This is a genomic window from Shinella sp. GW821-FHT10F02, assembly GCF_058809275.1.
On the sequence record NZ_JBXASL010000009.1, the window covers coordinates 320,972 to 339,845 of the forward strand.

The 18,874-nt window shown below is 64.5% G+C and carries 17 protein-coding genes; 13 read left to right on the forward strand and 4 right to left on the reverse strand.

The window, feature by feature from the left end; genetic code table 11:
• Positions 1-119: 119 nt before the first annotated feature.
• Positions 120-1,505 (forward strand): MATE family efflux transporter, encoded by a 1,386-nt coding sequence (locus AC1RWL_RS27170; RefSeq protein ID WP_493096401.1) that lies wholly within the window; start codon positions 120-122, stop codon positions 1,503-1,505.
• Positions 1,506-1,561: 56 nt separating this feature from the next.
• Here the strand turns inward: AC1RWL_RS27170 and carA are convergent, their stop codons facing one another.
• A complete protein-coding gene (carA, locus tag AC1RWL_RS27175; protein ID WP_493096400.1) occupies positions 1,562-2,770 on the reverse strand; it encodes a glutamine-hydrolyzing carbamoyl-phosphate synthase small subunit in 1,209 nt (402 codons plus the stop codon).
• Between the two features lie 322 nt (positions 2,771-3,092).
• Between carA and AC1RWL_RS27180 the strand changes: the two genes are divergently transcribed.
• The 5 genes from AC1RWL_RS27180 to AC1RWL_RS27200 all read left to right on the forward strand — a co-directional run bounded on the left by AC1RWL_RS27180 (position 3,093) and on the right by AC1RWL_RS27200 (position 8,837).
• A complete protein-coding gene (locus tag AC1RWL_RS27180) occupies positions 3,093-3,542 on the forward strand; it encodes a GatB/YqeY domain-containing protein (protein WP_256117427.1) in 450 nt (149 codons plus the stop codon).
• A 252-nt stretch (positions 3,543-3,794) separates the two neighbouring features.
• Complete coding sequence (locus AC1RWL_RS27185; protein ID WP_493096399.1) at positions 3,795-4,133, forward strand: hypothetical protein; 339 nt, start codon at positions 3,795-3,797, stop codon at positions 4,131-4,133.
• A gap of 87 nt (positions 4,134-4,220) precedes the next feature.
• On the forward strand, positions 4,221-6,188 hold the full coding sequence (dnaG, locus tag AC1RWL_RS27190) for a DNA primase (protein ID WP_493096398.1): 1,968 nt from the start codon (positions 4,221-4,223) through the stop codon (positions 6,186-6,188).
• Positions 6,189-6,432: 244 nt separating this feature from the next.
• Positions 6,433-8,292 (forward strand): DNA helicase RecQ, encoded by a 1,860-nt coding sequence (recQ, locus tag AC1RWL_RS27195; protein WP_493096397.1) that lies wholly within the window; start codon positions 6,433-6,435, stop codon positions 8,290-8,292.
• Between the two features lie 71 nt (positions 8,293-8,363).
• The gene (locus AC1RWL_RS27200; RefSeq protein ID WP_256117423.1) at positions 8,364-8,837 is read left to right on the forward strand and encodes a VOC family protein; all 474 of its coding nucleotides are present in this window, start codon (positions 8,364-8,366) and stop codon (positions 8,835-8,837) included.
• Between the two features lie 35 nt (positions 8,838-8,872).
• On the opposite strand, the gene AC1RWL_RS27205 is transcribed toward AC1RWL_RS27200, so the two are convergent.
• Positions 8,873-9,643 carry an SDR family oxidoreductase gene (locus tag AC1RWL_RS27205; protein WP_493096396.1) on the reverse strand — a complete coding sequence of 257 codons (771 nt, stop codon included), beginning with the start codon at positions 9,641-9,643 and terminating at the stop codon, positions 8,873-8,875.
• 115 nt (positions 9,644-9,758) lie between these two features.
• On the opposite strand from AC1RWL_RS27205, the gene AC1RWL_RS27210 reads away from it, so the two are divergent.
• The 6 genes from AC1RWL_RS27210 (at position 9,759) to rpoD (ending at position 16,244) form a co-directional block, all read left to right on the forward strand.
• Positions 9,759-10,487: a class I SAM-dependent methyltransferase gene (locus tag AC1RWL_RS27210; protein WP_493096395.1), complete on the forward strand. Its 729-nt coding sequence runs from the start codon at positions 9,759-9,761 to the stop codon at positions 10,485-10,487.
• Between the two features lie 125 nt (positions 10,488-10,612).
• On the forward strand, positions 10,613-11,068 hold the full coding sequence (locus AC1RWL_RS27215) for a GFA family protein (protein ID WP_493096394.1): 456 nt from the start codon (positions 10,613-10,615) through the stop codon (positions 11,066-11,068).
• 34 nt (positions 11,069-11,102) lie between these two features.
• Positions 11,103-12,290 carry a glycine C-acetyltransferase gene (locus tag AC1RWL_RS27220; RefSeq protein ID WP_493096393.1) on the forward strand — a complete coding sequence of 396 codons (1,188 nt, stop codon included), beginning with the start codon at positions 11,103-11,105 and terminating at the stop codon, positions 12,288-12,290.
• A 33-nt stretch (positions 12,291-12,323) separates the two neighbouring features.
• On the forward strand, positions 12,324-13,361 hold the full coding sequence (gene tdh / locus AC1RWL_RS27225) for an L-threonine 3-dehydrogenase (RefSeq protein ID WP_439616189.1): 1,038 nt from the start codon (positions 12,324-12,326) through the stop codon (positions 13,359-13,361).
• A 57-nt stretch (positions 13,362-13,418) separates the two neighbouring features.
• Positions 13,419-13,766: a GFA family protein gene (locus AC1RWL_RS27230; RefSeq protein WP_439616190.1), complete on the forward strand. Its 348-nt coding sequence runs from the start codon at positions 13,419-13,421 to the stop codon at positions 13,764-13,766.
• Positions 13,767-14,189: 423 nt separating this feature from the next.
• Positions 14,190-16,244 (forward strand): RNA polymerase sigma factor RpoD, encoded by a 2,055-nt coding sequence (gene rpoD, locus AC1RWL_RS27235; protein ID WP_256117414.1) that lies wholly within the window; start codon positions 14,190-14,192, stop codon positions 16,242-16,244.
• A 58-nt stretch (positions 16,245-16,302) separates the two neighbouring features.
• Here rpoD and AC1RWL_RS27240 read toward each other — a convergent pair whose 3' ends face one another.
• Complete coding sequence (locus AC1RWL_RS27240; RefSeq protein ID WP_493096392.1) at positions 16,303-16,689, reverse strand: DUF1801 domain-containing protein; 387 nt, start codon at positions 16,687-16,689, stop codon at positions 16,303-16,305.
• Between the two features lie 120 nt (positions 16,690-16,809).
• Here AC1RWL_RS27240 and AC1RWL_RS27245 point away from each other — a divergent pair, with 120 nt between their 5' ends.
• Entirely contained in the window at positions 16,810-18,456 is a 1,647-nt protein-coding gene (locus tag AC1RWL_RS27245; RefSeq protein ID WP_493096391.1) for an alpha/beta hydrolase, read from the forward strand.
• A gap of 137 nt (positions 18,457-18,593) precedes the next feature.
• Here AC1RWL_RS27245 and AC1RWL_RS27250 read toward each other — a convergent pair.
• Positions 18,594-18,874, reverse strand: a 281-nt coding sequence (locus AC1RWL_RS27250) for a transposase (RefSeq protein ID WP_493096390.1), incomplete at its 5' end; no start/stop codon positions are given.

The window sequence follows — 18,874 nt, forward strand, 5'->3', positions numbered from 1 at the left end:
ATTTTCGCGCAAAACCTGCGCGAGAAACCCGATTCAGCGCATTTTTGATGAAAAGATCACAGCTACTCGATTGATCGCGGCGGGACTTTGTGATCCGAAGCTTCACGAAAGTGAGAATTATGATGCACATGGCCACGCACCGCGCGGACAATAGCTGGGGCGCCCATTTCCGGGCGACCTTCACCCTCGGCGTGCCGTTGATCGGCGCGCAGCTCGCCCAGCTCGGCATTCACACGACGGACGTGGTCATCCTCGGCCGCCTTGGGGCCGCGCATCTGGCGGCGATCGTGCTGGCGAGCCAGTTCTTCTTCACCATCTTCATCCTCGGTTCCGGCTTCGCCAATGCCGTGATTCCGATGGTGGCGCAGGCCTATGGCCGGGGCGACGCCGTCTCCGTGCGCCGCTCGGTGCGCATGGGCATGTGGGTGGTGCTGATCTATGCGGCGCTGATGATCCCGGTCTTCTACAATGTCGAGGGCATCCTGCTCTATGCCGGCCAGAAGCCGGAGGTGGCGGCGCTCGCCGGCAGCTACCTGAAGATCGCGCAATGGGGCATGGCGCCGGCGCTGCTCTTCATGACGCTGCGCGGCCTCGTCAGCGCGCATGGCCGGGCGGGCGTCGTGCTTTATGTCACGATCGTCATCCTGTCGGTCAACGCGTTCTTCGCCTATGCGCTGGTGCTCGGCCATTTCGGCTTTCCCGCACTCGGCATCGAGGGGGCGGCGATCGTTTCCGTCGGCGTCAACGTGCTGAGCTTCGTGCTGCTTACGGCCTATATCCAGCTTCGGCCGGAACTGCGCCGCTACGAGCTCTTCGTGCGCTTCTGGCGGCCGGACTGGCCTGCCTTCCGCGAGGTCGTGCAGCTCGGCCTGCCGATCGGCTTCACCATGCTGGCGGAAGTGACGCTCTTCACCGGCGCGTCGCTGCTGATGGGCAATATCGGCACGCTGGAACTGGCGGCCCATGGCATCGCGCTCCAGCTCGCCTCGATCGCCTTCATGATCCCGCTCGGCCTGGCGCAGGCCGGCACGGTGCGCGTCGGCGTGGCGCATGGCCGGGGTGATCGCCTCGGCGTGGTCCGGGCCTCCTGGGCGGTGCTGGCCGTTGCGGCGGCCATCGCGGTTGGCGGCGGCATCCTCTTTGCCCTCGCGCCCACCACGCTCGCCTCGATCTTCCTCGACACGGCGGGCAAGGATTCGGCCGCCGTCCTGGCAATCGCCGGTCCCTTCGTGGTGATCGCCGGCATCTTCCAGCTCGTCGACGGCCTCCAGGCGATTGCCGCCGGCCTGCTGCGCGGGCTGAAGGACACGCGCATCCCGATGATCCTGGCGCTGATCTCCTATTGGCCGATCGGCTTCCTCTGCGCCTGGTTCTTCGCCTTCCCGGCCGGGTTCGGCGGCGTCGGCGTCTGGTTCGGCTTCGTCAGCGGCCTTGCCGCCGCCGCCATCCTGCTCAACTGGCGTTTTTATCGCCTGGTGACACAGGGCGCGGCAAGGCCCGCCTGAATCAAAAAGGCCCCGGACGCGACGTCCGGGGCCTTTTGTTTTCATGAAGCAGACGCTTATGCGCGTTCCGGAATGGCTTCTTTGCCCTTCTTCTCGCGCACTAGGTTGATGAAGCGGCGGAAGAGGTAGTGGCTGTCCTGCGGGCCGGGCGAGGCCTCGGGATGGTGCTGCACGGAGAAGACCGGCTTGCCGACGAGGTGCAGGCCGCAGTTCGAACCGTCGAACAGCGAGACATGGGTTTCTTCCACGCCTTCCGGCAGCGAGGCCGAGGCGACGGCGAAACCGTGGTTCATCGAGACGATCTCGACCTTGCCGGTCGTGTGGTCCTTCACCGGGTGGTTCGCGCCGTGGTGGCCCTGGTGCATCTTTTCGGTCGTGGCGCCGACGGCAAGGCCCAGCATCTGGTGGCCGAGGCAGATGCCGAAGACCGGGATGCCCGTCTCGATCAGCGTCCTGATGACCGGCACGGCATATTCGCCGGTCGCCGCCGGGTCACCCGGGCCGTTCGACAGGAAGATGCCGTCCGGCTTCTGCGCCAGCACTTCGTCCGCGGTGGAGGTGGCCGGCATGACGGTGACCTTGCAGCCGAGGCCGGCGAAGAGGCGCAGGATGTTGCGCTTCACGCCGTAGTCGAGTGCCACGATGTGGTACTTCACGTCGGCGTCCGCGAGGTCCGCGTAGCCTTCGTTCCAGACCCAGGGCTCCTGGCTCCAGCGCGAGGACTGGCCGGAAGAGGCGACCTTGGCGAGGTCGAGGCCGACGAGGCCGCTCCAGGCTTTCGCTTCCGCCTTCAGCGTCTCGATGTCGAAGACGCCATTCGGGTCATGCGCGATGACCGCGTTCGGCGCGCCGTTCTCGCGGATCCAGGCGGTCAGCGCGCGTGTGTCGATGCCCGAGAGGCCGATGATGCCGCGCGCCTTCAGCCAGCCGTCGAGATGTTTTGCAGAGCGGTAGCTCGAAGGGTCGGTGATGTCGGCCTTGAAGATTGTGCCGACGGCGCCGTGGCGGGCGGCGGGCGTCAGGTCTTCGATGTCCTCGTCATTGGCGCCGATATTGCCGATATGCGGGAAGGTGAAGGTGACGATCTGGCCGAGATAGGAGGGGTCGGTCAGAATTTCCTGGTAGCCCGTCAGCGCCGTGTTGAAGCAGACTTCGGCGGTCACCTTGCCGGTGGCGCCGATGCCTTTGCCTTCGATCACCGTGCCGTCGGCGAGGACGAGCAGGGCGGTCGGCTTGTCGGTGGTCCATGCGGGGGTCGAGGTCATGAGTATCCCGTTTCCGGTGCCGGGCGTGAGGCTTGAAAGCCGGGCGGCCGCGCACCATTTATCTCGCAGGCAAGGGCGCGCGGAAACCCGCGTTGGTTCGCCCTGATTGCCAAATTTCGTGCAGGTGCCGGAAAATAGACAAAGCGGATGACGGGGTCAACCGCCGCCTGTGGATTGCGTGGAATTATAAAGCGTTAAAATTCAATCGCTTATGTAATCCGTTTGCCCGCGGCCCCTTTGCCGGTCTATGAGCATGCACGAGAAAGCACTATCGAAGACCGCTCGCGCATCCGGCGCCGGGCGGCTTCCTATGGAGAAAATGATGCGCGAGCAATTCGCAAATGCGCTGAAGGATGCGCTGAAGGCCAAGGATTCCTGCCGCGTTTCGACGCTCAGGTTGATTCAGGCAACGATCAAGGATCGCGATATCGCCAATCGCGGCGTGGGCAAGGGCCCAGTCGCCGACGACGAGATCATGCAGATCCTCGCCAAGATGATCAAGCAGCGCGAGGAATCCGCCAAGATCTTCGGCGAAAACGGCCGCCCGGAGCTTGCCGCCCAGGAGCGCCAGGAAATCGTCGTGATCGAAAGCTTCATGCCGGCGCAGATTCCGGAAGAGAAGATGAAGGAACTCTGTGCCTCGCTGGTCAGCGAAACCGGTGCGCATGGCCTGCGCGACATGGGCAAGTGCATGAATGCTCTGAAGGAGCGCTATCCCGGCCAGATGGACTTCGCCAAGGCCTCCGGCGTGGTGAAGGAACTGCTGAAATAATCCGGTAACGACCGGGTCTATAGGGAAGGGCGGCGCCAGCCGCCCTTTTTGTTTGTGGGCGTTTCGTGCCGCGGCACGATCCCGCGCACTTGACAGGACTCAAAAACGCTAAGCACAGTTAAAAACCCGCGAAACAGGAGCCTGACGATGCGTTCGCGCATCGGCCCGCCCCGGCGAAGTGCATGCTGTGCCGCCGGTTTTGTTCATGCGTAGACGCCCCGGTGGCCGTTCTCGTTAACGGAGACCGAGCCGATGCGCGTGACCTTTCTTTTTCCCCTTGGCATGTTCGCCCTTGCCGGCCCCGCCCTTGCGCATGACGCGGCGAGCGGCTGGCAATACGAGCAGTTCTGTTGCAACGGCAACAGCCACAATGGCGACTGCCAGATGATCCCGGCGACAACCGTGCGCATCATCAAGGGCGGCTACCAGGTGACGCTCGCGCCCGGCGACCACCGGCTTGCCACGCGCGCCCATATCTTCCGCCTGCCGCAGGATACGACCCGCCACTCGCCCGATGGCGAATACCATCTCTGCCTCTACCCGACCGAAGACACACCGCGCTGTTTCTACGCGCCGGACATGGGCTTTTGACGGGCAGCCTGTGAATTGCTGTGGGCAGCCGAGTAGTGCTGGCGATAGCTCCCCCGCATGGTTATATGGAGCCTGATCGAGGTATCCATGCGCTTTTCCAACGCCTTCCTAGACGAGATCCGCGACCGCGTCTCCATTTCCGACGTGATCGGCAAGCGCGTGACCTGGGACCGCCGCAAGACCAATGTGTCGCGCGGCGACTATTGGGCCTGCTGCCCGTTCCATGGTGAAAAGTCGCCGAGCTTCCACTGCGAGGACCGCAAGGGCCGCTACCATTGTTTCGGCTGCGGCGTCTCCGGCGATCACTTTCGTTTCCTCACCGACCTCGACGGGCTCTCCTTCCCGGAGGCCGTGCAGCAGATCGCAGACCTGGCGGGTGTCGCCATGCCCCAGCCGGACCGCGAGGCCGAGCAGCGGGAAAAGGAGCGCACCGGCCTCGTCGAGGTCATGGAGATGGCGGCGCGCTTCTTCGAGGACCAGCTCCAGACGCCGGCGGGCGCCAAGGCGCGCGCCTATCTGCGCGACCGCGGGCTGACCGGCCGCACCATCGAGACCTTCCGCCTCGGCTACGCGCCGGAAAGCCGCAATGCGCTGAAGGAATTCCTGGCCGGCAAGGGCGTGCCGAAGGAATCGATCGAGGCCTGCGGCCTCGTCGTGCACGGGCCGGATCGCCCGGTTTCTTACGACCGGTTCCGCGACCGCATCATGTTCCCCATCCTCTCCGTGCGCGAAAAGGTCATCGCCTTCGGCGGCCGCGCCATGTCGCCGGATGCGCAGGCGAAATATCTCAACTCCAATGAGACCGAGCTCTTCCACAAGGGCAGCGTGCTCTACAACCACGCGCGCGCGCGAAAAGGCGCTCAAGGGGTTGACGGCGCTGGCACGATCATCGCCGTCGAAGGCTATATGGACGTGATTGCGCTTTACCAGGCGGGCATCGAGAACGCCGTGGCGCCGCTCGGCACGGCGCTCACCGAAAACCAGCTCGATCTTTTGTGGAAGATGACGCCGGAACCGGTGCTGTGCTTCGACGGCGATGGGGCCGGCATCCGCGCGGCAAACCGCGCCGCCGAACTCGCGCTGCCCTTCATCAAGCCGGAGCGCACCATACGCTTCGCGCTGCTGCCGGATGGCAAGGACCCGGACGACCTGGTGCGCAACGAGGGCCGCGCGCCCTTCGACAAGGTGATGGCCGCCGCGCGCCCGCTTGCCGAGATGATCTGGAACCGGGAAGTGCAGGGTGCCTCCTTCGACACGCCGGAAAGCCGCGCCGCACTTGAAGCGCGCCTGCGCCAGGTGACGGCCGCGATCGTCGACGAGGACGTGCGGCGCCATTACCAGCAGAATATGCGCGACCGGCTGAACGCCTTCTTCCGCCCCGCCCAGCAGCGGCAGGGTGGCGGCAACTTTTCCGGCAATCGGCAGGGTCGGGGCGGCCGCAATGCGCCGCAGGGCAATGCGGTCTCGTCCGGCATATCGGACCGGCTGGCGCGATCGTCGCTGGTGCGCGGCGCGGAAGGGCTGCCGCCCTTGCGCGAAAGCGTGCTGGCGCTCACCGTCGTCAACCATCCCGGCCTGTTCTTCAGCGATTACGACGAGATCGCCATCATCGAATACGAGCATCGCGACCTGCAGCGGCTGTGGTCGTCGCTGCTCGGCATTGCCGGCTCCGTCGGCGCGAGGCTTGCGCGCGACCGGCTGATCGAGGAACTGGAGGCCGCCGGTTTCGACGCGCTGCTCAAGGGCCTCGACCAGCAGGTCCGCAACTCCCGCCTCTGGACCGCGACGGCGGAGGCCGCCCCCGAGGACGCCCGCGAAGGTTTTCTCCAGGCGCTCGCGCTGCACAAGCGCACCCGCGCGCTGCTCTGGCAGCGCCGCGAGCTGGAGCGCGAACTCGCGGTCTCGACCGAAGAGGGCGACGGCGAACGCGTGCCGCAAATCCTGCGCGCCCTCCAGGAGGTGCAGATGGAGACGATGCGCATGGAAAACCAGGAAGCCATCATCGAGGGTTTTGGCGTGCTGTCCGGCAGGGTGAAGGGGCCGGCGGGAAAGTAGGGGCGCTCTTGCGACCCCGATGGGAGCGAGCCCGGCCTGCCGGAACAATCCGCAGAGGACGGCGCCCAACAGGGCAAGTGTCGCGTAGATGCCCACCGTTTTTCTCCCCTCTTTCAATTTATTTGCAACTTAGCCTTGAAATCGGAACAAATCAAGAACATTGTGTGTGAAGGCAAAAGCTGGTGGTCGGGCGGTTGCCCATGGTGGTGCACTTGGCCAGAATGAAAGGAGGAAGGTGCCATTGATGACCCAGACCAAATCGTCCCGTTCTCTCTCCGCGCTGTTCGACGCGCCGTCGGCGCCGCTCGACGTGCTGAAGCGCGTCTACGGCTACGACGCCTTCCGCGGCAAGCAGCAGGCGGTGGTGGAGCATGTGGCGGGCGGCGGCGATGCGGTCGTGCTGTTTCCGACGGGCGCGGGCAAATCGCTGTGCTTCCAGATCCCGGCGCTCTGCCGCGAGGGTGTCGGCATCGTCATCTCGCCGCTGATCGCTCTGATGCGCGACCAGGTGGAGGCATTGAAGCAGCTTGGCGTCAGCGCGGCGGCGCTCAATTCCTCGCTGACGCGCGAGGAGTTTTTTGCCGTGCGCGATTCGATGCGTGCGGGCACGCTCGACCTGCTCTACGTCACACCGGAGCGCATCGTCACGGAGGGGTTCGCCGAGCTGGTGGCCGATGCCCGGATCGCGCTCTTCGCCATCGACGAGGCGCATTGCGTCTCGCAATGGGGGCACGATTTCCGGCCGGAATACCGCACGCTCGGCATGCTCGGCGAGCGCTATCCCGGCGTGCCGCGCATCGCGCTGACGGCGACCGCCGATCCGCACACCCGCGGCGATATCATCGAGCGGCTCGGCTTGCAGGATGCCGAGGTTTTCACCACCAGCTTCGACCGGCCGAACATTTCCTACGAGATCGCCGAGCGCGACCAGGCGCGCCAGCAGTTGTTGCGTTTCCTTGGGCGGCATCAGGGCGAGAGTGGCATCGTCTACTGCCTGTCGCGCGCCAAGGTGGAGGACACGGCCGAATGGCTGAACACGCAGGGCGTTCGCGCGCTGCCCTATCACGCGGGCTTCGACCGCGCCGTGCGCGATGCCAACCAGGATGCCTTCCTGAAGGAGGAGAACCTCTGCCTCGTCGCGACCGTCGCCTTCGGCATGGGCATCGACAAGCCGGATGTGCGCTATGTCGCCCATCTCGACCTGCCGGGCTCGGTGGAGGCCTATTACCAGGAGACCGGGCGCGCCGGGCGTGACGGCCTGCCTTCTGATGCCTGGATGGCCTATGGCATGGCCGACGTCGTGCAGCGCCGCAGGATGATCGACGAGGGCAATGCGGCCGACGATATCAAACGCATCGAGCGCGCCAAGCTGATGGCGCTGCTTGCCATCTGCGAGACGTCCGGCTGCCGGCGCAAGGCGATCCTGGCGCATTTCGGAGAATCGCATGCCGGCCAGTGCGGCAATTGTGACACCTGCCGCAACCCGGTCGAGACCTGGGACGGCACCGAGGCCGCCATCAAGGCGCTTGCCGCCGTCTACCGAACCGGCGAGCGTTTTGGCGCGGCGCATGTCATCGACGTGCTGATGGGATCGGTCAACGAGAAGACCGAGCGCTTCGGCCATACCGAAATGCCGGTCTTCGGCGCGGGCAAGGATATCGCGCCGCGCATCTGGCAATCGATCTTCCGGCAGTTGCTGGCGTCCGGCCTGATCAGCGTCGACCATGCCGCCTTCGGGGCGCTGAAGCTGGAGGAGGAGGCGCGCGCCGTCTTCCGCCGCGAGCGGGAGGTGTTTTTCCGCAAGGACCGGCCGCAGGCGGGCCGCAAGGGTAAGGCCGGCAATTCACCCGCCGCCCGCGAGCGCTCCAACCTTGCAGGCTCGGAACGCGAGCTTTTCGAGCTGCTGCGCGCCGAGCGCCTCGCCATCGCCAAGGACCTGGACGTGCCGCCCTATGTTGTCTTCCCGGATACGACGCTGATCGCGCTCGCCAAGGAGCGGCCGCGCGACCGGGAGGAGCTTCTGGACATTCCCGGCATCGGCGTTTCCAAGCGCGACCGGTTCGGCGATGCCTTCCTGGCCGTCATCGAGGAATTTGCCGGCTAGTTTTTTATAAGCCTGTCGGAACGTTCGTGGCTCGTTCGTCCTTGCTGTAGTTCACCAAGGAGGACGTCACGATGAAAGTCACGCAGCATCTCTGGTTCGAAAAGGACATGGAGGCCGCCATCGGCCTCTATACGTCGCTGATCCCGGGCTCTTCGGTCCACTGGGTTTCGCCGCTGCTTGCGGAAACGCCGAGCGGCCCGCCGGGCAGCGTCAAGATCGCGAGCTTCACGCTTGGCGACCAGCGCTACATGGCGATCGAGGCCGGCCCGCTCGATCCGTTCAACCACAGCTTTTCCATCATGGTCGAATGCGAGACGCAGGGCGATCTCGACCGGCTTTGGGATGCGCTGAGGGAGGGCGGTTCGGTGGAACAGTGCGGCTGGCTGAAGGATCGCTGGGGCCTCTCCTGGCAGATCGCGCCGGCGCGGCTCGGCGAGTTGATGAGCGACCCGGACCAGGCGAAGGTCAAGCGCGTGACCGAGGCGATGCTGACGATGGTGAAGCTGGACATTGCCGGACTGGAGGCGGCCGCCGCCGCGCGTTGATAGACCGTTGTTCCGGCGTTGGCTGAGGGGCGCCTTTACATCCGGACCGTCATCCCGCCATCCACCACCAGCACATGGCCGTTGACGAAGGAGGCGGCGTCGCTGGCGAGGAACAGGGCGGCGCCGGCGATTTCGTCGGCGCGCGCCCAGCGCTGGACGGGGATGCGCTGGCGCACGAAGGGCATCAGATCCTCGTCGGCGGCGAGCACGGCGTTGGTTTCCGTGGCGAACCAGCCGGGCGCGATGGCGTTGCTGGTGATGCCGTGCGGGCCGTATTCGACGGCCATGCTGCGCATCAGGCCGGTCAGGCCGTGTTTTGCGGCCGGGTAGATGCCGTCGTTCTGCATGGCGACATGGCCGCCGATCGAGGTGATGGAGATGAGGCGGCCGTGGCAGTGGCGTTTCATCAGGGCGGCCGCGTCTCGGGCGAGGCTGGCGGCGGCAAGAAGATCGGTGCGGATCAGCTCGTCGATGGCCTCGTCATCCATCTCGGAAAGCGGCCGGCGGTCGCGGGCGCCGACATTGTTGACGAGCACATCGAGCCGGCCATGTTCGCGGTCGATCGCGGCCAGCGTTTCGCGCTGGGCGGCGCGGTCGGCGATGTCGAAGGCGCTCGCGGACGCGCTGCCGCCTGCTTCGGTGATCGCGGCCACGGCGGCCTCCAGCGTTGCGGCCGTGCGGCCGGTCAGCACGACATGGGCGCCCGCCTCGGCGAGCGCCTTGGCGATCTCGAAGCCGAGGCCACGGGCGGCACCCGTCACCAGCGCCACGCGGCCCTTCTGGGAAAACCTGTCCAGTATCGTCATCGTCGCACCCTTTTTCCGGCCGCCACCGGACAGGCGCAGGCCGGCTCTGTCAACCCGCCGCAGCTTTGCCTGCCGGGAAAAAAACGGCTATGTCCGGCAGGAAAAGGACTTTGCCATGGCCCAGAACATCTACGACCAGCCCGCCTTTTTCGAAGGCTACAGCAGTCTTCCGCGCTCGGTGCACGGACTTGCAGGGGCGGCGGAATGGGGCTCGGTGCGCGCGCTGCTGCCCGATCTCAAGGGCCGTCGCATCGTCGATCTCGGCTGCGGATTCGGCTGGTTCGCGCGGCATGCGGCGGCGCAGGGGGCGGAAAGCGTGCTCGGCCTCGATCTTTCGGAAAACATGATCGCGCGTGCGCGAGCGGAAACGGTCTCGCCGGTCGTGCGCTACGAGATCGCCGATCTCGACCGGCTCGACCTGCCGCAGGGCGCCTTCGATTTCGCCTATTCGTCGCTCGCCTTCCACTATGTCGCGGATTTCGACCGGCTGGTGCGTACGGTCCATGCCGCGCTGACGCCGGGCGCGTCCTTCGTCTTCACCATCGAACATCCGCTTTTCATGGCGCCGTCGGCACCGGACTGGGCGGAGGTCGGCGGGCGGACGGTCTGGCCGGTCGATGGCTATCTGGTCGAAGGCCCGCGCACGACGGATTGGCTCGCCAAGGGCGTCGTCAAATATCACCGCACGCTCGGCACGACGATGAATGTGCTGATTGCTGCTGGCTTTACAATCCGGCATGTCGAGGAGTGGCGGCCGAGCGCGGCGCAGCTTGCCGAGCATCCGGAATGGCAGGTGGAACTGAACCGGCCGATGTTCCTGCTGATCGCCTGCGCGCGCGGTTGAAAACAGCGAAAGGGCGACGAGAGCCCTTTACGCGGCTTGCGGCTGCGCTAGAACTATCCCCGTGGAAATCGCCGGCATCACGATCAAAAAGACAGCCCGCGTTCAATCGGAAGGGGAGCCAAGCGATGGGAAAACTGAAATTGCCGCTCGACGGCGCCTGCCGCTGCGGGCGCGTCAAAATCCGCATCAGCGCGCCGCCGCTCATCGCCATGGCCTGTCATTGCACGGGTTGCCAGCGCATGTCGGGCAGTGCCTATTCGCTGAGCGCGGCGATCCCGACGGAGGGTTTTGCCGTCGTCGAGGGTGAGCCGGTCGTTGCCGGCGCCAGCCCCGAGGCCGGCCATCATTTCTGCCCGGATTGCATGACATGGATGTTCACGCGGCCGCAGGGGCTCGATTTCTTCGTCAATGTGCGCCCGACCATGCTCAACGATGTGAGCTGGTACAGCCCTTTCGTCGAGACCTATGTGAGCGAAAAGCTCGCCTGGGCGACGACGCCCGCCAAGCACAGCTATGAAAAATTCCCCCCGATGGAGGATTTTCAGCCGCTGATGGCCGGCTATGCCGCGAGCATCGCCTGAGCCGCCCCTTTCTCAAAGCCGTGAGTGCGTGCCCATGACCTCCGCCTTCATCGCCCATATGCAATCCGAAATCGACGGCCTCAAGGCCGGCGGCCTCTACAAGGCCGAGCGCGTCATCACCTCCAAGCAGGCCGGCGAGATCACCGTGACCTCCGGCGAGCGCGTGCTGAATTTCTGCGCCAACAACTATCTCGGCCTCGCCGACAATGCGGAACTGGCGGAGGCCGGCAAGGCCGCGCTCGACCGCTATGGCTACGGCATGGCGTCGGTGCGCTTCATCTGCGGCACGCAGGAGGAGCACAAGCAACTCGAAGCGCGCATCTCAGCCTTCCTCGGGTTGGAAGACACGATCCTCTATTCCTCCTGTTTCGATGCGAATGGCGGGCTGTTCGAGACGCTGCTCGGCGAGGAGGACGCCATCATCTCCGATGCGCTGAACCACGCCTCGATCATCGACGGCGTGCGGCTCTCCAAGGCGAAGCGCTTCCGCTATGCCAACAACGACATGGCGGCCCTGGAGGAGGAGCTGAAGAAGGCGGAAGGCGCGCGCTTCAAGCTGATCGCCACCGATGGCGTCTTCTCGATGGACGGCATCATCGCCAATCTCGGCGGCGTCTGCGATCTCGCCGAAAAATACGGCGCGATGGTCATGGTGGACGACAGCCATGCGGTCGGCTTCGTCGGCAAACATGGCCGCGGCTCGGCGGAGCATTGCGGCGTCGAGGGCCGCGTCGATATCATCACCGGCACGCTCGGCAAGGCGCTGGGCGGCGCCTCGGGCGGCTATACGTCGGGTAAGAGGGAAGTGGTTGAGTGGCTGCGCCAGCGCTCGCGTCCCTATCTCTTCTCCAACACGCTCGCCCCCGTCATCGCGAGTGCCTCGCTGAAGGTCTTCGACCTCATCGACAATGGCGATGCGCTTCGCCAGCGTCTTTATGCCAATGCGGATCTCTTCCGCAGCGAGATGACGAAGCTCGGCTTCACGCTTGCGGGCGAGGGGCATGCGATCATTCCGGTCATGCTGGGCGATGCGGCACTCGCGCAGGACATGGCGTCGCGCATGTTGGCGAAGGGGGTCTATGTCATCGGCTTTTCCTTCCCCGTCGTGCCGCGCGGCCAGGCGCGCATCCGCACCCAGATGTCGGCGGCGCATAGCGAGGCGGATGTCCGCAAGGCGATCGCCGTCTTCGCCGAGGTCGGGCGCGAACTGGGTGTGATTTAAAGAATCCTCTGAATCCCTTGCGGAGATTTCGTCATGTCGAACATGATGCGTGCGCTGGTTAAAGCGAAACCTGAAGTCGGCCTCTGGATGGAGAATGTCCCGGTGCCGGAGGTCGGGCCGAACGACGTGCTGATCCGGGTCAAGAAATCGGCGATCTGCGGCACGGACGTGCATATCTGGAACTGGGACCATTGGGCCCAGAAGACCATTCCGGTCCCGATGGTCGTGGGCCATGAATTCGTCGGCGAGATCGCCGAGATCGGTTCGTCGGTCACGAAATACCATGTCGGCGAGCGGGTCTCGGGCGAGGGGCACATCGTCTGCGGCAAGTGCCGCAACTGCCGCGCCGGCCGCGGACACCTCTGCCACTACACCAAGGGCGTCGGCGTCAATCGCCCCGGCTCCTTCGGCGAATATGTCTGCATTCCCGAGCACAATGTCGTGCCCATCCCGGACGATGTTCCCGATGAGGTCGCCGCGATCTTCGACCCGTTCGGCAATGCCGTGCACACTGCACTCTCCTTCGATCTGGTGGGCGAAGATGTGCTGGTGACGGGCGCGGGGCCGATCGGCATCATGGGCGCGATGGTCGCGAAGCGCTCCGGCGCAAGAAAGGTCGTGATCACCGATATCAATCCTGTCCGGCTCGATCTCGCCCGCAAGGTCGGCATCGACTATGTCGTCGATGCCTCCAAGCAGGATCTCGCCGAGGTGATGACCGAGATCGGCATGACCGAGGGCTTTGACGTCGGCCTTGAAATGTCCGGCGCGCCGCCGGCCTTCCGCTCGATGATCGACACGATGAACAATGGCGGCAAGATCGCCATCCTCGGCATCGCGCCGGACGGCTTCGGCATCGACTGGAACAAGGTGATCTTCAAGATGCTGACGCTGAAGGGCATCTACGGCCGCGAGATGTTCGAAACCTGGTACAAGATGATCGCCTTCGTGCAGGGCGGGCTGGATCTCTCGCCGATCATCACCCACCGCATCGGGATCGACGAATTCCGCGACGGGTTCGAGGCGATGCGCTCGGGCAATTCCGGCAAGGTCGTCATGGACTGGCACTGAGCAGGCCGCGCGAATGCGTGCAGCGGTGCGCTATAAGAATCGGGAGGAGTTTTTCGAATGAAATACGAGGGAAGCTGTCATTGCGGCGCCATCGCCTTCGAGGTGGAGGGCGAATTCGATACGGGGCTCGACTGCAACTGTTCGCTGTGCCGCCGGCGCGGCGGCCTGCTCGCCTTCGTGCCGCGGGACAGCCTGGTGCTGACGACGCCGGAGGAGAACGTCTCGACCTACCAGTTCAACCGCCACATGATCGAGCATCATTTCTGTGCCAAATGCGGCATTGCGCCCTATGGCGAGGGCAAGGACCCGAAGGGAAACGGCATGGCGGCGGTCAATCTGCGCTGCATTCCGGCGATCGATCTTGAGACACTGGCGATCACCAAGGTGGACGGAAAGTCGTTTTGAAACCCTGGCGTGCGAATCGCTGTCGTGAGACGCGTGGGGGCGCGGGGAATGCGGCTCTTGTCTTTTCGGGATTTGCGCCTACATGAAGGCTCAATCGCCCGGATCCGCCGACTTTCCTGTCCGCGAACCCGAATCGGAACCTTTTGCGGCTTTTTTGCCGGAAAAGCTTGACGTAACCGAAAATTCTGGGAATCACCATTGTTGGCGAGCAAGGAATGGGTACGGCGGATCGGGAAGTCATGTCAATTGTGTTGCCTCGGCAACATGTCCACAGTCCCGCGGGCCGGGATGTGGTTAATCGGGATTTAATTGTCAATCCGTTAGGTGAGGGATGCCGTGAGGCGATTGCGCATGCCGAAGGGCGATCGGCTGCGGAAACCCTGACCGCTTGAAAACTGGATGCTCAGGAAAGCGACGAAATAAATGGCGACAAAGGTCAAAGAGAACGAGGAAGTCGAAAACGAACGCGAAGGCGCATCCGACGGCCCACTTCTCGATCTTTCCGATGATGCAGTCAAGAAGATGATCAAGGCCGCCAAGAAGCGCGGCTATGTCACCATGGACGAGCTGAATTCGGTCCTGCCTTCCGAGGAAGTCACCTCGGAGCAGATCGAGGACACGATGGCCATGCTCTCCGACATGGGCATCAACGTCATCGAGGACGAGGACGCCGAAGAGGCGAGCCAGGGCGGCGACGACGAGTCGAGCGACGACGACAACGAGAGCGAGGGCGGCGAAATCGCTTCTTCGAGCGGCACCGCGCTTGCGACCGCCAAGAAGAAGGAGCCGACCGACCGCACGGATGACCCGGTGCGCATGTACCTGCGCGAAATGGGGTCCGTCGAGCTGTTGTCGCGCGAGGGCGAAATCGCCATCGCCAAGCGCATCGAAGCCGGCCGCGAGACGATGATCGCCGGCCTCTGTGAGAGCCCGCTGACGTTCCAGGCCATCATCATCTGGCGGGATGAACTCAACGAAGGCCAGACGCTGCTGCGCGAGATCATCGACCTCGAGACGACCTATTCCGGTCCCGAGGCGAAGGCTGCCCCCCAGTTCCAGAGCCCGGAAAAGATCGAGGCCGACCGCAAGGCGGCCGAAGAGAAGGAAAAGAACCGCCGCCCGCGCGCCGCCAACGACGACGACATCACCAATGTCGGCGGCGACGGCATGCCGCCGGAGGAAGAGGAAGAGGACGACGACGAGTCGAACCTTTCGCTCGCCGCCATGGAAGCGGAACTGCGCCCGCAGGTCATGGAGACGCTCGACACGATCGCCGAGACCTACAAGAAGCTGCGCAAGCTGCAGGACCAGCAGGTGGAAGCCCGCCTGCAGGCGACCGGCACGCTCTCGCCCGCCCAGGAGCGCCGCTACAAGGAGCTCAAGGACGAGTTGATCACGGCCGTCAAGTCGCTGTCGCTGAACCAGAACCGCGTCGACAGCCTCGTCGAGCAGCTCTACGACATCAACAAGCGCCTCGTGCAGAACGAGGGCCGCCTGTTGCGTCTGGCCGAAAGCTACGGCGTCAAGCGCGATTCGTTCCTGGAGCAGTATAACGGCGCGGAACTCGATCCGAACTGGATGAAGTCGATCGCCAATCTGGCCGCCCGCGGCTGGAAGGAATTCGCCAAGAGCGAAAACACGACGATCCGCGACATCCGCCAGGAGATCCAGAACCTCGCCACCGAGACCGGCATTTCCATCTCGGAATTCCGCCGCATCGTGCACATGGTGCAGAAGGGCGAACGCGAGGCGCGCATCGCCAAGAAGGAGATGGTGGAAGCCAACCTCCGTCTCGTGATCTCGATCGCCAAGAAGTACACGAACCGCGGGCTTCAGTTCCTCGATCTCATTCAGGAGGGCAATATCGGCCTGATGAAGGCGGTCGACAAGTTCGAGTATCGCCGCGGCTACAAGTTCTCCACCTACGCGACGTGGTGGATCCGGCAGGCGATCACCCGTTCGATCGCCGACCAGGCCCGCACGATCCGCATTCCGGTGCACATGATCGAGACGATCAACAAGATCGTGCGCACCTCGCGCCAGATGCTGCACGAGATCGGCCGCGAGCCGACCCCGGAAGAACTGGCCGAAAAGCTCGCCATGCCGCTCGAAAAGGTCCGCAAGGTCCTGAAGATCGCCAAGGAGCCGATCTCGCTCGAAACCCCGGTGGGTGACGAAGAGGATTCGCATCTCGGCGATTTCATCGAGGACAAGAACGCGCTGCTGCCGATCGACGCCGCCATCCAGGCGAACCTGCGCGAAACGACGACCCGCGTGCTGGCCTCGCTCACGCCGCGCGAAGAGCGCGTCCTGCGCATGCGCTTCGGCATCGGCATGAACACCGACCACACGCTCGAAGAAGTCGGCCAGCAGTTCTCGGTCACCCGCGAACGTATCCGCCAGATCGAGGCGAAGGCGCTGCGCAAGCTGAAGCACCCGAGCCGGTCGCGGAAGCTGCGCTCGTTCCTGGATAGCTGAGGCGATAGATAGACAAAGAAAGCCCCGTTACCCAAAAGGTCGCGGGGCTTTTTTATATCTAGGCCAGCTTTGTCGGATCGCCGAACTCGGCATTCAGCCGTATCGCTTCGCGCACCAGCCGGCTTGCACTTTCCGCATCCACGCTGTCACCCTCGACAAAGGTTATCGTCGCCATCTCGTATTTGCCGCCGGGCTTCAGGCGTGGTTCGATGCCGCGCAGCCGCTGGCCGCGCCAGAAGCCGAAGAGCACGCGCTTATCCTCGGCGCGGATCAAGAGGGCGGGGCCGTTGGAGAAGTAGACGAGGTGGCCCCATTTGATGCGTTCGTCGAGGTCGCCCGCGGCAAGCGCCGCAGCGCGCAGAGCCGCCACGATCTCGCGGTGCCAGCCGCTCTGGGCGGCGACATAGACTTCGGGGCTCTCCGCAGGCTTTTCCTTGCGCATCATCGGCTTTCCTCCCGCTCAGCGATCCTATCGCGAACAGCCGTCGACGTGCCAGCGGTTGCACCGACTCCCTCGGCATGCAAGCTTGCGGCCATGACACAGGCAGCGGAAGGGAGGATAGTCGTGCGGGATTGGTTCTGGCGCCTTGTCCTGTCCTTCTCCGCCACGGGCCTCGTGCTCGGCACATTGCTCTTCGCGGCGTCGCTGACGCCAAGCCTCTTGCCGCGCACTTATGTCACGCAGGGCCTGCTTTCCGGCGTTGCCATGGCTTGCGGCTATGGCCTCGGCGTGCTTCTGGCGGCGCTCTGGTTCTGGCTCGAGCTGCCGGAGCCGAAGGATCGTGTGCGGCTGTGGTTGAAGGCGGTGGCGGGCGGTGTGTGCGGCGTGGTGGTGCTGGTGTTCCTGTGGCGCACCGCCGAATGGCAGAACTCCATCCGCGCGCTGATGGACCTGCCGCCGATCGAGACGACGCATCCTTTTTATGTCGGCCTCATCGCGCTTGCCCTTTTCCTCGTGCTGTTCGGCCTCGGGCGTCTTTTTGCGTTTCTTGTCCGGCTTTTCGCCAGCACTTCGCGCCGCGCGGCGCCGCGGCGGCTCTCCTATGTCATCGGTACGGCGCTGGCCGCGACCCTGTTCTGGACGCTCGCCGACGGGCTTCTCGTGCGTTTCGTGCTGCACACGGCCGATTCGTCCTTCCGCCGGCTCGACCAGGTGATCGAGCCGGACACGGCCGAGCCCTCCGATCCGTTGAAATCCGGGAGCGCCGCCTCGCTGGTGCGCTGGGACGACCTCGGCCGCATGGGCCGTTCCTTCGTTGCCACGGGGCCGGCGGCCAAGGATATCGCCGCCTTCACCGGCAAACCGGCGCTGGAACCACTGCGTGTTTATGCCGGCCTCAACGCGGCCGAGACGCCGGAGGCGCGCGCAAAAATCGCGCTCGACGAGCTGATCCGTGTCGGCGGTTTCGAGCGCTCGACGCTGCTCGTCGTCATGCCGACCGGCACCGGCTGGATCGATCCGGAGGGGATCGACACGGTCGAGTACCTGCACCACGGCGATATCGCGAGCGTCGCCATCCAGTATTCCTATCTTGCGAGCTGGCTCTCGCTGCTGGCCGAGCCGGATTATGGCGCGGAGGCCGCCCGCGCGCTGTTCCGCGCCGTCTACGGCCACTGGACGACGCTGCCGAAGGAGAGCCGCCCGAAACTCTATCTCTATGGCCTCAGCCTCGGTGCGCTCTCCTCCGAACAGTCGGCCGAGCTCTTCGAGGTGATCGGCGATCCCTACCAGGGTGCGCTCTGGGCCGGCCCGCCATTTCCGAGCCGCATCTGGCGCAAGATGACGGCGGACCGCAATCCCGGCACGCCCGCCTGGCTGCCGCGCTTTCGCGACGGCTCCTATGTGCGCTTCACCAGCCAGCGCAATGTGCTGCCGCAGGCGGGCGACCATTGGGGGCCGATGCGCATCGTCTACCTGCAATATGCCAGCGACCCGATCGTCTTCTACGATCCCTATTCCTTCTATCGCCAACCGGAATGGATGGCGGTGCCGCGCGGTCCGGATGTCTCGCCGGATTTTGCCTGGTATCCCGTCGTTACCTTCCTGCAACTGATGCTCGACATGGCGATGGCGACGACCACGCCGATGGGGCTCGGCCATGTCTATGCCGGGGAGCACTATATCGATCCGTGGATCGCGGTGACGGGGGTGGCGGATTGGAGCGAGGCGGATGTTGCGCGGCTCAAGGAGAAATTTCGCGCAGGGCAGTAAAGAGCTGCCCCTCATCCCGCTGCCGCGACCTTCTCCCCGCAAGCGGAGAGAAGGAGCAGAACGGTAGGGTCGTGGGCTGGACAACGGTGCCGCAATTCCCTTCTCCCCGCTCGCGGGGAGAGCGACTGTCTTGTCAGTCAAGCGCTTTTCCATGGTTTGCTGTCCCGGATGATGGCGTTTAGAATGGTGAGGAGCTTTCGCATTGTCGCGACGATGGCGACGATCTTTGGCTTTCCGGCTTCGACGAGACGATCGCGGAACGCTTTGAGCACCGGGTTGTGACGGGCCGCAACGAGGGCAGCCATGAACAGCACGGCGCGAACCTTGCCGCGCCCGCCGCCGATGAAGCTCTTGCCGCGCCACTTGCCCGATTGCCGCGTGAAGGGAGCCAGTCCCGCCAGTGAGGCGATCTGACGCC